Origin of the sequence: Streptomyces sp. AC512_CC834 (assembly GCF_019049325.1) — a bacterium.
Lineage (GTDB): Bacteria > Actinomycetota > Actinomycetes > Streptomycetales > Streptomycetaceae > Streptomyces.
In genome coordinates this window covers 278,361-292,029 of sequence record NZ_JAGMUO010000014.1, presented here as the reverse complement: position 1 = coordinate 292,029, position 13,669 = coordinate 278,361, and the positions used below count along the sequence as shown (strand labels likewise).

Sequence of the window (13,669 nt, the reverse complement as noted above, 5' to 3'; positions counted from 1 at the left end):
CGCCGGGACAAGCTGTCCAATCATCAGCCCCGGACCGCGGGGCCGTCGGCGGGCTACTTCGGCTGCGGCTTGCGCACCGTCAGGTGCAGCTCCCTCAGCCGGGTCTCGTCCAGCTCGGTCGGGGCGCCCATCATCAGGTCCTGGGCGTTGCCGTTGAGCGGGAAGGCGATCGTCTCGCGGATGTTGGGCTCGTCGGCGAGCAGCATGACGATGCGGTCGACGCCCGGGGCGATGCCACCGTGCGGCGGGGCGCCGAAGCGCAGCGCACGCAGCATGCCGGCGAACTCGCGCTCGACGGTCTCCGCGTCGTAGCCCGCCATCTCGAAGGCCTTGAGCATGATGTCCGGCTCGTGGTTCCGGATCGCGCCGGAGGACAGTTCGACGCCGTTGCAGACGATGTCGTACTGCCAGGCCAGGATGTCCAGTGGGTCCTGGCTCTCCAGGGCGTCCATGCCGCCCTGCGGCATCGAGAAGGGGTTGTGGGAGAAGTCGATCTTCCCCGTGTCCTCGTCCTTCTCGTACATCGGGAAGTCGACGATCCAGCAGAACCGGAAGACGTTCTCCTCGAAGTGTCCGGCGCGCCGGGCGGCCTCGACCCGCACCGCGCCCATGATCTTCGAGACCTCGTCGAACTCGCCCGCGCCGAAGAACACCGCGTGGCCGGGGGCCAGGGACAGGCGCTTGGTCAGCTCCGCGACGTTCGCCTCGGTGAGGAACTTCGCGATCGGGCCGGTCAGCGCACCGTCCTCGCCGACGCGGACCCAGGCCAGGCCCTTGGCGCCCTGCGAGACGGCGTAGTCGCCGAGCTGGTCGAAGAACTTGCGGGGCTGGCCCGAGACGTCCGGGACGGGCAGCGCGCGCACGTGCTTGCCGGCGAAGGCCTTGAACTCCGAGCCCTCGAAGACGTCGGTGATGTCGACGAGCTCCAGTTGGGCGCGCAGGTCCGGCTTGTCGGAGCCGTACTTGAGCATCGCCTCGCGGAACGGGATCCGCGGGAAGGGGGAGGTGACCTCACGTCCGTTGCCGAACTCCGTGAACAGCTCGGTCATCAGCCGCTCCACCGGCTGGAAGACGTCCTCCTGCTCGACGAAGCTCATCTCGACGTCGAGCTGGTAGAACTCGCCCGGCGAGCGGTCGGCGCGGGCGTCCTCGTCGCGGAAGCAGGGCGCGATCTGGAAGTACCGGTCGAAGCCGGAGATCATCAGTAGCTGCTTGAACTGCTGCGGCGCCTGGGGGAGGGCGTAGAAGCGGCCCGCGTGCAGGCGGGAGGGCACCACGAAGTCGCGGGCGCCCTCGGGGGAGGTGGCGGTGAGGATCGGCGTCGCCATCTCGTTGAAGCCGAGGGCCACCATCTTGCTGCGGATCGAGGAGATGACCGACGTACGCAGCATGATGTTGCGGTGCATGCGCTCGCGGCGCAGGTCCAGGAAGCGGTACTCCAGGCGCCGCTCCTCGTTGACCCCGTCCTCGGTGTTGATGGTGAAGGGCAGCGGCTGGGCGGCGCCGAGCAGCTCGACGACGCCCACCTCGACCTCGACCTCGCCGGTGGGCAGGTCGGGGTTGATGTTCTCGCCGCCCCGGGAGACGACCTTGCCGTCGACACGAACGGTCGACTCCTTGGTCAGCTTGTCCAGCGCCTCGTACGCCTCGGTACCGGGCCGGGCGACGAGCTGCGTGATGCCGTGGTGATCGCGCAGATCGATGAAGAGGATGCCGCCCAGGTCGCGCCGATTGTGCAGCCAGCCACTCAGTCGGACGTCGGTGCCGACGTCAGAGGAGCGGAGCTCGCCGCAGGTGTGGGACCTGTACCGATGCATCGTCGTTCATCCAGCCTTCGCGGATCGGGGGGTGTTTCACGTGAAACACCCCCAGCGTACCGGGCACCCACGGCCGACTTCCCCCGCATTGATTCGCCGCGGGGCTCGCCACGGAATCGCACGGACTCGTCGCGGACTCGCCACCGATCTGCCGTCGCCGCCGGTGCGACCGGTGTGCGACCGGCGTGCGACCGGTGGCAGCGTTCGATCACCTCTTCTTACAGTGGGGCAATGCGCACTGGTGAGCCCCTGCCCGAGGTGGGGGACGTCCTTGCCGCCCTCGCGACCGGTCTGTGGCACTGGGACACCGCCGCGGGGGAGGTCACGGTCGACGCGGAGGCCGCCCGCCTGCTCGGGCTGCCCGCCAGGCAGGCACTCCTCACCGAGGCCCAGGTACGGGCCCGGCTGCACCCGGTGGACTGGAACGAGATCACCGGGGTGGTCCAGCTCGCCGTCGCCGAGGGCACCCTCGCCGAGGTCCGGATCCGGATCATGGACGAGCACGGCCACATCGTCCGGGTCGTGCGCAGCCGCTCCAAGCCCTCGTTCGACCCCGTACGCAAGGCGTACGAGCTGACCGGCACCCTCCAGGAGGTCACCGAGCCGAGGCCGGGCACCCCCGCCGGGCGCAGCGCGGTCACCGGCGACTGGCGCCGCTCGCGGGAGGCCTTCCTGCTGGACGCCGGCCGGGCCCTGGCCGAGGCGCGGTCCACCGAGGAGGTGCTGCGCGTCGCGGCCGGGCTCTCGATGCCGGGGTTCTCCCCCGACGGCCTCGCGGTCTTCGGGGTCTCCGGCGACCACCTCACCGTCATCGGCCACCACGGGCAGCCGGAGAACGAGGTCAACCCGTTCGTGGACATGGCCCTCAGCACCGACTACCCGGCCGCCGAGGTGGTCCGCACCGGCCGTGCCGTCTACCTCTCCTCCCCCGAGCAGTACCGGTCCCGCTATCCCATGACCTGGTCGCTCGCCGAGCGCTTCGGCCGCCGCTCCTGGGCCTACCTGCCGCTGACCGTGGCCGGCCGCACCATGGGCGCCTGGCTGGCGGCCTTCGCCTACCCGGTCGCGTTCACGCCGGACGAACGGTCCGTGCTGACCACGGTGGCGCGGATGCTGGCGCAGGCACTGTCCCGGGCGGGCGCCGCGGAGACCCAGCGGGAGCTGGCCGAGGGGCTGCAGCGCACCATGCTGCCCGTGCTCGGCCCGGAGATCCCCGGCATGGACGTCGCCGCCCGCTACGTGCCCACCGGCGGCGGCCTCCAGGTGGGCGGCGACTGGTACGACATGATCACGCTGCCCGGGGGCCGCTTCGCCCTGGTCATCGGCGACGTCCAGGGACACGACGTGCGGGCGGCCGGGCTGATGGGCCAGTTGCGCATCGCCCTGCGCGCCTACGCGGCGGAGGGCCACCGCCCCGACGCGGTGCTCTCCCGCGCCTCGCACTTCTTCCACGGCCTCACCCAGTCCGAGGACGACCCCGGCGACATGCGCTTCGCGACCTGCTACTACGCCGAGGTCGACCCCACCACCGGCACCCTGGAGAGCGCCCGCGCCGGGCATCTGGACCCGGTGGTGCGCATGGCGGACGGTACGGCGCTGATCCTCGCCACGGCGGGCGGACTCCCCCTGGGCATCGACCCGGACTCCGACTACCCGACCACGCGCCTCGTCCTGGAACCCGGGGACACCCTGATGATGTGCACGGACGGCCTGGTCGAGACCGGCGGCCACGACCTGCAGACCGGCTGGCACCGCCTGCGCGTGATCCTGGAGGAGTACAACGGCGGCCTGGAGGAGCTGGCCGACGCGCTGGTCCAGGCCGTGCACGGCCCCTCCTCGCACCACACCGTCGGCCCGCTGTCCGACCGCCGGGAGGACGACATCGCCCTGTTGCTGCTGTGCCGGCAGGGCGATGACTGCGGCGACAGCACCATGCCCCGGGCGGCGCCGGTGCGCCGCACGATGCTGTCGGTCGCCCAGGCCGAGCCCGCGCGGATCGCCACCGCCCGGCAGCATCTGCGCGACCTGCTGCACGACTGGCCGGGCGAGGAGCAGCGGGACGCGGCGGTGCTCCTGCTCTCCGAGATGCTGACGAACGTCCTGGTCCACACCGACACCGACGCCCTGCTCGTGGCCGAGGTCGCCGGGGAGCCGGGCGAACGGCGGATCCGGGTGGAGGTCACCGACCACGGCGACGACCTGCCGCACAAGCGCCGGCCGGGCGAGATGGCGTCCTCCGGACGCGGCCTGATGCTGATCGAGCTGCTCGCGGACGCGTGGGGGGTCGACCCGCGCGGCAAGGGCAAGAGCATCTGGTACGAGCTCTACGAGTCCCCGGTCCCGGGGGACGGCCCCGGCCCCGCGGATGGCCCCGGCCCCACTCCTGGCCCCGGCCCCTCGGACGGCACCGACGGCTCCGGAGCCGCGTAACGCCGCTGCAACTCGTGCACGATCCCGAACGCCGCCGCGGTCAGGGGAACGGCGAGGAGCATCCCCAGGATGCCCGCCACCGACGCCCCCGCGGTGAGCGCCAGCAGGACGACGGCCGGGTGCATCTGCACAGTCCGGCTCTGGATCATCGGCTGGAGCACGTGCCCCTCCAGCACCTGCACGGCCAGCACCACCCCGAGGGCCCACAGCGCGATGACGAACCCCCGGTCGGCCAGCGCCACCAGCACGGCGACGGCACCGGAGAGGAACGCGCCGAGGTAGGGCACGTAGGCGCCGACGAAGACCAGCGCCCCGAGCCCGACCGCGCCGGGGACGCGCAGGACGAGCAGCCCGACGGTGATGCAGACCGCGTCGATGAGGGCGATCAGGGTGGTGCCCCGCATGAAGCCCTCGACGGCCCCGAACGCCCGCCGGGCCATCGCCTCGACCATGTCGGCGCTGTGCGGCGGCGAGAGGGCCCGCACCGTGCCGACGGCCCGGTCGGAGTCGCGCAGGAAGAAGAAGACGAGCAGCAGGGCGAGCACGGCCATGGCCAGCATCTCTCCGACCACACTGATCCCGGTCACCACGCCCGAGGCGGCCGTACCGCCGAACTTGCCCAGCAGCTCACGCGCGTTGGACGCCACGTCGTCCAGCGAGGTCCCGGCCGCCCCGAAGTGGTCGGCGATGTCCCGGGCCGCGTCCCGGACGGAGGCGACGATCTGGTCGCCGGTCTCGACGAGCGCGGACACCACGATGTACACGGCCCCGCCGACCACGGCCAGCACGGCGACGCAGGTCAGCCCGGCGGCCAGCGACCGCTGCACATGGGCCTTCACCAGCCGCGCGTGCAGCGGCCTGAGCAGGGCGGTGCCGAGCAGCGCCAGCAGCGCCGGTGTCACCGCGGTGCGGAACTCGGCGCAGAGCCGGACGGCGACGTAGACGACCCCGCTGGCGAGCAGGATGACGGCGCACCAGGCGGCGAAGCGACGCACCGGGCCGGGGAGGAGCTGCACGCCCCCAGCCGATCACGCGCCGGGCGGGCTGTCCTGCGCGGACGGCCCGCCCGGGTGACGCGGTGTCAGCCAGACGCGGGGCCGCCCCGCGCCGGCCGTCAGGCCCCGGGGCCCTCGCCCGACATGCCGTGCACCGCCGGGACGGTCCCCAGCCGCCCCTTCTGGAAGTCCTCGAAGGCCTGCATCAGCTCGTCCTCTCAGCGACGGCAGACAACGAGGCCACCAAGGCAGGTGATCTCGTACGACCCGTGCCGGGCGATGTGGTCGGCCACCAACGTGCGGGTACGGTCGACAGTCGCGTCGAAGGGCACGTCGTGCTGGTCCGCCCAGGCACGGTACGAAGCCATGTGGGCAACCACAGGTTCGGGGTCGTGGACCGTGATGGTCCCCGGCAGTTCGACAACCTCCACGCGGCTGAACTCCTCGTCGAGGAAGGCGGGCGCCTTCTCCAGGGAGAAGCGAGCGCTGAGCGAGAGGCGAGCCGGGCCCCGGTCGATGCCGAGGACGTCGGCGGCGGCCCGCTGCCAGAGGTCGTCGAGTTCGGCCTTGTCGCGGTCGCTGTTGGTGGAGGCGATCAGCAGCCCGTCACCGGCCACGATCCTGGCCAGTTCCCTGACCGCCTGGGGAATGTGGGGCACGTGGTAGGGCATGTGGAGCGCAAGGGCGGCGTCGACGCTGCCCGTCGTGAGCGGAAGCCTCGTGGCATCCGCCACGGCGACGGGGCCGGGGACGTCGGCGAGGATGCCGGGGGCGATGTCGAGGCCGAGCAAGAACAGGTCTCCACGGTCCTGACGGAGCCGCTCGATGAACTTGCCGTTGCCGCAACCGATGTCGACGACGCTCCCGCGTACGTCGCCAACTGCTCGACGACGAGACCTGGCAGATCGTACCGGGGCGTCTGCCACTGGTAGAGCGACTGCCGGGCGGCCAGGTCCCGGTCTCCGTTGTAGGCACTGCCCGCCAGGCGGGCCCGGTCGGTCACAGCGGCGTCGTGGGCGGCGGACGAGTCGGTCACGTCGGCAACTCCGGAGGACGGGCGGCGGGCAGGGACGCACGGACGACCGTGTGCTGGAGCCGGTCACGCAGGTGCCCCGCCTGCGCGGCTCCACCGTACTGCGGCCCTCCCAGCTCCCGCCCCAGAACGGTGAGCCGGCGCACGATACTGGCCGACATGCGCTCCGGCGAGGACTGGAGAACGAAGCCGAGCATCTTCTCCGTGCCGTCCAGGTCGCCCAGAAGCAGGTGTCCGCCGGCGATGTCGAGGTGCGCGGCGAACAGGTCGCCGACCGACTGGTCATCTCCGTCCGCGTTGCGATAGAGGCGGATCGCCGTCTCCGCGCTGACGATGGCCCGGTGGACATGTTCCTGCCCGCCCACGGCCAGAAGAGTGGTTCCGGCGTAAGCGAACTGCTTGGCCGCGGGGAAGTCGAAGACTCCCAGTGCCTCGTCCCGACCCGAGATCGCCTCGCGCGATCGTTCGGCATCCGACAGGGCGGCGAGCGCTCCTGCCGAGTCGCCGCCTATCGCCAGCGCCCGCGCCTCCAGACTCGCCAGCCGTACCCCGATGCTGCCGCCCTCCCTGTGCTGACGACCGACCTGGGCGGGTTGGGCCGCCCGCTCGTACTGCCCGGTCCAATACGCCGGACGGTGATCGAACGGGCCAGGACTCTGGTCGGCCACCGGCTGCGCGTCTACCGCATCAACGAACAGATGTCTTCCAACGCCAAGTTGCAGGTCCGGACCGTCGTCTACCTGAGCGACCACGGCCCGGACACCGACCCCGTGCACGAGCACAGTGCGAAGGAGAACCTGCTGGCCGCGGCCGAGGGTGACAAGGATTCCGCCCGCCGGGCCTGGATCGAGGCCGACCTGCCCGAGACGGGCTCGGTGTCGGCTCGTCAACTCTCTGGGACCTTGGCCCGTCTGCCCCTCGCGGATACGGTGTAGCCGCGGCGGCCCTGATCAGCGGCCAACCCGGATCCGAACCTGGTAGCGGAGACCAGTTCAAGAGCGGACCCGGCTGAACCAGGCGATGCCCTCCCTTTGCACCATGAGGACGATCAGCAGAATGCCGGCGGCGAGCTCTGCGACGTTCCCGATCACGGTGGCGGTGGGAGCGACGTCGGCAGTAAGGGCGAGAGCGAAGATGCTGACGACGCAGAGCCATGCTCCGTACACGATCGTGCCGATGCGCAAGGCGTTGCCACCCTTGCCGAATCGTGCCGCGAGCACGAGCGCCAGGACAGCGTAGACGACACCCCAGGCCATCCCGGTCCGCGCGACCGACGTTTGCACGACCGCCTCCTGCTGCGCCGCGTGAAGCGCAGAGGGCATGAGGCCGGGGACTTCGCTGTAGCGCTCGACTGTGTTCTGTGCCGCATCGGCCTCCGCAAGAGCAGCCAGAGCCGCAATGATCAGGAAGCCTGCCAGCAGGAACAGGACGATGCGAGCCGCCTTGACCCGCTGGGGCATGTCCAGGAAAGCACTGGCAGGAACCGGTCGGGGCACGTACCCGAAACCGGGCGCCACTGGAGGCTGGGGAGGATGACTCGGCGGAGGCGGCATGTAGAAGCCAAAGCCGGGCTGTCGGCCAGGGAGGTTACTCTGCTCGGACTCCGGACGAGGCGTCTCGTTCACAGGGGTTGTTCTCCTTCGCTTTCACGTGACAGGGGTCGGATGCGGCCGGCCGGCAACGACGGATGGTCGAGCCGCTGCCGGTCCTTGGCAGGAGGATGGGCTCCCACCGGGTGAACGGCGGTAGTCGTCTACGGGAGGCGGTACCGGCTCCAACCGTCATGGGCCCGTGACCTGCACGGTCGGTGCTCGGTGCCCAGTTGAGGGGCGCGGTGTGAGAGGTGGTGAGGGCTCACCGCATGACGGGAGCCCTCACACCACGGAGCAGAGCCGGGTCAACCCAGCGTTCGCGCTGTCAGCCGCGACCGTCGCATGCCTTGCAGTCACCGCTGCCGCGGCAGCTGTCGCACTTCCACATGCCTCGGGATCCGGACCCGTCGCAGGACGTGCACTTTCCATTGCCCTTGCAGCGCTGGCACTTCCACATGCTCACTTCGGGGTTCTCCTGTTCTCGACGGTTCCCGGTACGGGGCGGCGGCCGGACGTTCCGAACCGCCGGACCGAATGTCCCGCAGGCGGACGGAGAGAGCACCAGTGCAAGCCGACTGGGGATTTGCGGCGCAACTTGCACCTCCATAACCTGCTGCGTCTCGGTTGCACCGCAACGGAATGTCCCTGGGAGGGGAGCCACCGATGGGAAATCAGCGGGACTTATGCGCCGACCTGTCGCACCGCCTGGTGCAGGCACTGGACGCGTGGGCGGCCTGCGTAGGAGAGCCGACCACGAGGGGGAAACCGACACGCAAGGCTCTGGTGAAGGTGTTGGAGGCGGAGCGCGAGACACCCGTCTGGCGGTCACGCAAGAAGATCGACGAGGCGCTGCTGTCGTACTGGCTGCGGGGGCGCAATCAGCTGCTGCCGGGCACCAAGCACAACCGGCTGCCCAGCGAGGAGGACAGCGAGGCCATCGCACGGGCCTTGAGGAAGAAGCAAGCACCCGAGAGCGCCCAGCAGCTTCCGAGCATCGGCAGGGAGATCGCCGATTTGGCACGCAGTCTCCAGGAAGCGGCTGGACCGGGCTGGCGGAGCCGGGTCCTGACGAGCATTACGGTGCAGTCCGACGAACTCGTGGAAGTGACCGACATCGTGGAACCGGCCGGACCCCTTGATCCGGAAGGAGCCACTGAGCGAGCCGTAGCCGGCGGACCGGCTGGAGCGGAGGACCCGCTTGCGGCCCCCCATCGGGCGGCTGGGAGGCAGAGCCCGAAGTATGGGTGGCTCTGGGCGGGAGCGGGCGCAGCCGTAGGGGTGGCTGTGGCTGTCGCGCTGCTCGGGTGGCTGGATAGCGGGAAGTCGGCGTCACCCTCGGTCGGAAAGTCCCCGGACGGGCTGGCGACGCAGAGTGCGCAGGGGGCGGACGTGGTCAACCCTGATCCCGTGGCCTCGACCGAGTCCGGCGGTGTCAAGGGAAACCATCAGTGCGGAAAGGTGCGAAGCGCGGGCGCCGTGCTGTGGACACCGTGCACGCTCGTCGCCGAGGACGGGAGGGCATCCTTCCTGGTGCAACTCACCAACACCTCGGGCAAGCCCGTCACGGTGGAGGTGAAGCTCGCCTACGTCCAGAGTGAGGTGGAGCTTACCTGCCCCGGTCCGTGGGGAAGACCGGGCAGGATCACCCTTCCCGCCAAGGAAACGAGAACGAGTCCGCTGGAGGCGTGTACCGTCCCGCTGACACCGGCTCAAGCGTTTCAGGCCCGCATCTGGGTGGTGCCGGACGGCGCGGCCCAGTGGGGGTATCGCGAGCATTCTCCGACGCTTCATGTGCAGGCCGACGGCACTGCGATGTGGAGCAGCGAGGCGTGAGGACGCCGTTGGCGGTGCGGGCCGTGGGTGGGTGTGCGACATCCTCTGGGTTGCTCTGAGCCTCCTTGAGTCTTCGACCCCGGTGCCAGGGCGTTCGTCCTCTCTCCGGCACCGTTTCGTGAACTGACGTGACTTCGGGATTTCCTGTACCTGAACTACTCACATCCGATGGTGGAGTGGCTGGACTACCGGCGCCGTCGTCGGTGGCCCAGCACCGCGAACCTCCACCTGCTGATCAACAACCAAACCACCAACACGACTAGCCTCGGGGGCGCGCCCCAGATGGGCCAGGACAACACCCAGAACAACACCTTCGGCTACGCCCCCAGCAGCTCGCACAGTTCGCGCGCGAGGTTCTGGCCGCCGCACACTTCGCGGACGTGTCAAAGGATGTCCGAGCCACGGTCGTCGCCGACTTGGAGGCTCTGCAGGCCGAGCTCGCCAGAGCCGCGCCTGAGTCCGGGCGGGTCGCCAGCTCGCGGGGAGGGTGCTGCAAAGCGCAGGGTCGAACCTGCCGGCCCTTGGCTGGACAGGGGTTGCCCAGTTGGTTTCGGCAAGCCTCGGCATACCACTCTTCTGAGCCGTGAGTAGCACTCAGCAGTGCCCGTACGAAGGCAATACGACCGCAGGCGGCAGCCCACGCAAACCTGGACGAATCCGTCCCCGTTCAGACTGGACTCCAGATTCGGTCCACCAAGCCCTATAGTCCACCTTCGGACATTCCGGGCACCTGAGGTTCCCCCGAGCCGGCCCTTTTGGAAGTCCTCGAACGCCTGCTGGAGTTCCTCGCGGGTGTTCATGACGAACGGGCCGTAGTGGGCCATCGGCTCCCGGACCGGCTGCCCGCCGAGCAGCACGACCTCCAGGTCGGGGGTGTGCGAGTCCTGCTTCTCGTCCGCGCGGACGGTCAGCGAGCCCCCGGCGCCGAAGACCGCGGTCTGCCCGAGGCACCGGACGCCGCCCGCCGCCCACGGCCCCGCGTCCGGCCATGACGTACGCAAGGCCGTTGAAGTCCTCCGGCCAGGGAAGGGTGACCAACTGCTCCGGCGGCGGCTCTCAATGTGCAGTAGGTGGGAGCGATCCGTTCTACCCCCAAACACACATGTGTCTGGCTACCCTGGGCGCATGACAACCGAAGAGGTGCCCCAGACGTTCCGTCCCCGTCGGCCCGTGGCCTCCCTGTACGCCCGCTTGTCCAAACAGGCGGACGACTCGAACGTCTCACTGGAAGGCATGATCAAGGACATGCGCGCCCACTGTGAGCGGGAGGGCTTAGACGTCCTGGAGCCGATCCACGTGGACGATGGGAAGACGGGTGGTTTCCGCGACCGGGACGAATTCGGCCTTTGGCTGAACGACGCACGTGAGGGCCGCTGCCACGTCCTCATGAACTACAGCACGGACCGACTGACTCGTGAGGGCCTGAACGTCGCTGCCCAGATCCTGGACGTCGTGGAGGGAAAGGACCCACACACGGGACGCCGTAGTCACCAGCCGGTCCGCCTCCTGGATTGCTTCGGGCTGGACAGCAACCACGGCGACGCTTTCCGCTTCCGCTTCGTCGTTCAGGCGGAGATCGGACGCGCGGAGCGCGAGCGCATGCGCCAGCGTGCACGGGACAAGAACCGGCGCCTGGTCCGCCTGGGCCGCTGGCCGGGTGGAGAGATCCCCTTCGGCTTTCGCTCCGTGCCGAACCCGGAGCTGGGCAAAGACGGCAAGCACATGGGTAAGGTCCTGGAAGTCGTCCCGGAAGAGGCCAAGGTCATTCTGGAGGCGGCGGACGCCGTCTTGCGCCCCACAGAGCCGGACAACCTGACCCGCGTCGTGCGTCGGTGGAACCACCTGGGCATCAAGCCGCGTAGGGCACAGGCGTGGTCCCGCGTAACCCTCCGCCAGGTCCTGACGGGCAACCAGATGGACGGTTGGGCCACCGAACGAGGGAAGCCCGTCCGCGACGCGGAAGGGAACCTGATCCGCCTGTACCCGGAGATCCTCTCCCCTGGACAGGTGGCCGCCCTCCGCATCGCGCTTGCCGTGAAGAACCCCGACCCCCGCAAGGGAGGCCGCCGACCGGCCAGGCTCCTGTCCGGCCTCCTCACCTGTCACGCGTGCGGCGCGAAGCTCCAGGTCGCCAGGCGGTCCCCCAACCCGAAGGCGGCCAAACAGGCGGAGGTCACGTACCGCTGTCCGACGAAGGCCAACGGCGGCGTGTGCGACCGTCCGGTCAGTGTGTCCGCGAAGGTCATCGAGAAATGCATCGAGGACCGCTACCTGACCACGGTCGGGGACATGCCGTACTACATCGAGCGGACCACGGTCGGCGGCCTCGACGAGCTGGCCGTAGTGGAGGCGGACATCAAGGAGACCCTGGCAGACATGGCCACGAAGGCGGACGCGGAGACCTTCGCCAAGCTCCAAGGCCTCCAGGCCAGCCGGGAGAGGCTGGCCGCCGCCGAACCGGAGAAGCGGACCACCCTGGTACCTACTGGCCGCACAATGCGCGAGCACTGGGAGGACACCATGCTGGACGACCGCCGCGATCTACTCGCGCAAGCGTTTGAATGCATGGTCCTCTTCCCTGGGCAACGCGGCCCGCGCGGCTTCAACCCTGCCCGTCTGAAGGCGCCCTGGGCGAAGGAGCCGGACGCGTCAGAAGCCGTGTCAACCGAACGTGATCCCTTGATTTCTGCTGGTCAGGCATGGTTTCGCTCGGTGTGAGGGAGGCACGCGGCCGCGGAGCTCGAGCTGGACCGGCGGGCGATCGCGCGGAGCTGGTCGAGGCGATGACCGGGAGTCGGTCCAGGACTGGTGTCTGATACACACGGGACTGACCGGTCACGACGTCTTCCGCCGTGTCGCCACCGACCACGCCCGCGTGACCCGCGCCGAGTGAATCACGACAGTGATTCAAGACAGAGCCGCCCCTGTCGTTCGCCTCCTCCAGGACGAACGGCAGGGGCTCTCTTGCGCCCGAGGGTTCCGGCGTCAGTCGTCCGCCGGGACGGTACCCAGGCGACCCGCCTGGAAGTCCTCGAACGCCTTCTGGAGTTCGTGACGGTGGTTCATGACGAACGGCCCGTAGTGAGCCATGGGTTCACGAATCGGCCGGCCGCCCAGGAGGACGACTTCGAAGGCGCCGTTGCGGGCGTCCTGGGTGGAGTCCGCCCGGATGGTCAGCGAGTCCCCCGCGTCGAAGACGACCGTCTGGCCCATGCTGAACGGGCGCCGTTCGCTCCCGGCGGCGCCGCTTCCCGCAAGGCCATAGGCCAGCGCGTTGAAGTCGGAGCGCCAGGGCACCGTGATCTCAGCGCCAGGGCTGAGCGTCGCGTGAACCATCGTGATCGGCGTGTGCGTGACGCCCGGCCCTTCGCGACCGCCCAGTCCACCCGCGATGACTCGAAGAAGTGCTCCTCCATCGCGGGAGGTCAGGAGCTTGACCTGGCCGCCTCGAATGTCCTGGTACCGGGGCTCCTTCATCTTGTCCCTGGCCGGAAGGTTGACCCAGAGCTGGAGACCATGAAAGAGGCCGCCGGACATGACGAGTTCCTCCGGCGGGGCCTCAATATGCAAGAGGCCGCTACCTGCGGTCATCCACTGGGTATCACCATTCGTGATAGTCCCGCCGCCGCCGTGCGAGTCACGGTGAATGAAGGTGCCGTCAATCAAGTACGTGACAGTTTCGAACCCTCGGTGCGGATGCCATGGCGTCCCTCGCGGTTCGCCTGCCTGGTAATTTACCTCACCCATCTGGTCCATCATGATGAACGGGTCGAGGTGGCGGTAGTTGATCCCGGCGAACGCGCGGCGCACCGGGAAGCCCTCGCCCTCGAAACCACTGGGCGCGGTCGTGACGGTGAGCACGGGACGTGCGGCGGCGTCGGCGGGTGCGGATACGCGGGGCAGCGTCAACGGGTTCTCGACGGTCACGGCAGGCATGTCGACCTCCTCGGGCGGCGTGCGCCCCACTTT

Annotated in this window: 9 protein-coding genes and 2 pseudogenes; 4 read left to right on the top strand and 7 right to left on the bottom strand. The window is 69.5% G+C overall.

All coding sequences use genetic code 11. The features are described from left to right. Window positions 1–53: 53 nt before the first annotated feature. A complete protein-coding gene (aspS, locus tag KUM40_RS05360) occupies window positions 54–1,817 on the bottom strand; it encodes an aspartate--tRNA ligase (RefSeq protein WP_217163347.1) in 1,764 nt (587 codons plus the stop codon). Between the two features lie 231 nt (window positions 1,818–2,048). On the opposite strand from aspS, the gene KUM40_RS05355 reads away from it, so the two are divergent. Beyond that, window positions 2,049–4,247, top strand: a complete 2,199-nt coding sequence (locus KUM40_RS05355; protein WP_217163345.1) for a SpoIIE family protein phosphatase — start codon at window positions 2,049–2,051, stop codon at window positions 4,245–4,247. Here KUM40_RS05355 and KUM40_RS05350 read toward each other — a convergent pair. The 3 genes and pseudogenes from KUM40_RS05350 to KUM40_RS05340 form a co-directional block, all read right to left on the bottom strand. Then, a complete protein-coding gene (locus tag KUM40_RS05350; protein WP_217163343.1) occupies window positions 4,142–5,263 on the bottom strand; it encodes an AI-2E family transporter in 1,122 nt (373 codons plus the stop codon). The genes KUM40_RS05355 and KUM40_RS05350 overlap by 106 nt on opposite strands. A 197-nt stretch (window positions 5,264–5,460) precedes the next feature. Beyond that, window positions 5,461–6,278, bottom strand: a pseudogene (locus KUM40_RS05345) (class I SAM-dependent methyltransferase). Continuing rightward, on the bottom strand, window positions 6,275–6,943 hold the full coding sequence (locus tag KUM40_RS05340) for a hypothetical protein (RefSeq protein ID WP_254394550.1): 669 nt from the start codon (window positions 6,941–6,943) through the stop codon (window positions 6,275–6,277). Before KUM40_RS05340 ends, KUM40_RS05345 begins: the two are co-directional and overlap by 4 nt. Before the next feature lie 30 nt (window positions 6,944–6,973). On the opposite strand from KUM40_RS05340, the gene KUM40_RS05335 reads away from it, so the two are divergent. After that, window positions 6,974–7,210 (top strand): hypothetical protein, encoded by a 237-nt coding sequence (locus KUM40_RS05335; protein ID WP_217163341.1) that lies wholly within the window; start codon window positions 6,974–6,976, stop codon window positions 7,208–7,210. A gap of 57 nt (window positions 7,211–7,267) precedes the next feature. Here KUM40_RS05335 and KUM40_RS05330 read toward each other — a convergent pair whose 3' ends face one another. Beyond that, window positions 7,268–7,735 (bottom strand): hypothetical protein, encoded by a 468-nt coding sequence (locus KUM40_RS05330; RefSeq protein ID WP_217163339.1) that lies wholly within the window; start codon window positions 7,733–7,735, stop codon window positions 7,268–7,270. 795 nt (window positions 7,736–8,530) lie between these two features. On the opposite strand from KUM40_RS05330, the gene KUM40_RS05325 reads away from it, so the two are divergent. Further along, window positions 8,531–9,700: a hypothetical protein gene (locus KUM40_RS05325; RefSeq protein ID WP_217163337.1), complete on the top strand. Its 1,170-nt coding sequence runs from the start codon at window positions 8,531–8,533 to the stop codon at window positions 9,698–9,700. A 700-nt stretch (window positions 9,701–10,400) separates the two neighbouring features. On the opposite strand, the pseudogene KUM40_RS05320 reads toward KUM40_RS05325, so the two are convergent. After that, a pseudogene (locus KUM40_RS05320) lies at window positions 10,401–10,747 on the bottom strand (pirin-like C-terminal cupin domain-containing protein); the annotation flags it as partial. A 78-nt stretch (window positions 10,748–10,825) separates the two neighbouring features. On the opposite strand from KUM40_RS05320, the gene KUM40_RS05315 reads away from it, so the two are divergent. Beyond that, entirely contained in the window at window positions 10,826–12,418 is a 1,593-nt protein-coding gene (locus KUM40_RS05315; protein WP_217163335.1) for a recombinase family protein, read from the top strand. A 267-nt stretch (window positions 12,419–12,685) separates the two neighbouring features. Here KUM40_RS05315 and KUM40_RS05310 read toward each other — a convergent pair whose 3' ends face one another. Continuing rightward, complete coding sequence (locus KUM40_RS05310) at window positions 12,686–13,636, bottom strand: pirin family protein (RefSeq protein WP_217163334.1); 951 nt, start codon at window positions 13,634–13,636, stop codon at window positions 12,686–12,688. Between the last annotated feature and the right edge of the window lie 33 nt (window positions 13,637–13,669).

Bases quoted from the DNA above. Each gene is read 5' to 3' on its own strand.
- aspS (WP_217163347.1), bottom strand. From the start codon at position 1,817: ATGCATCGGTACAGGTCCCACACCTGCGGCGAGCTCCGCTCCTCTGAC.
- KUM40_RS05355 (WP_217163345.1), top strand. From the start codon at position 2,049: ATGCGCACTGGTGAGCCCCTGCCCGAGGTGGGGGACGTCCTTGCCGCC.
- KUM40_RS05335 (WP_217163341.1), top strand. From the start codon at position 6,974: ATGTCTTCCAACGCCAAGTTGCAGGTCCGGACCGTCGTCTACCTGAGC.
- KUM40_RS05330 (WP_217163339.1), bottom strand. From the start codon at position 7,735: ATGCCCCAGCGGGTCAAGGCGGCTCGCATCGTCCTGTTCCTGCTGGCA.
- KUM40_RS05325 (WP_217163337.1), top strand. From the start codon at position 8,531: ATGGGAAATCAGCGGGACTTATGCGCCGACCTGTCGCACCGCCTGGTG.
- KUM40_RS05315 (WP_217163335.1), top strand. From the start codon at position 10,826: ATGACAACCGAAGAGGTGCCCCAGACGTTCCGTCCCCGTCGGCCCGTG.
- KUM40_RS05310 (WP_217163334.1), bottom strand. From the start codon at position 13,636: ATGCCTGCCGTGACCGTCGAGAACCCGTTGACGCTGCCCCGCGTATCC.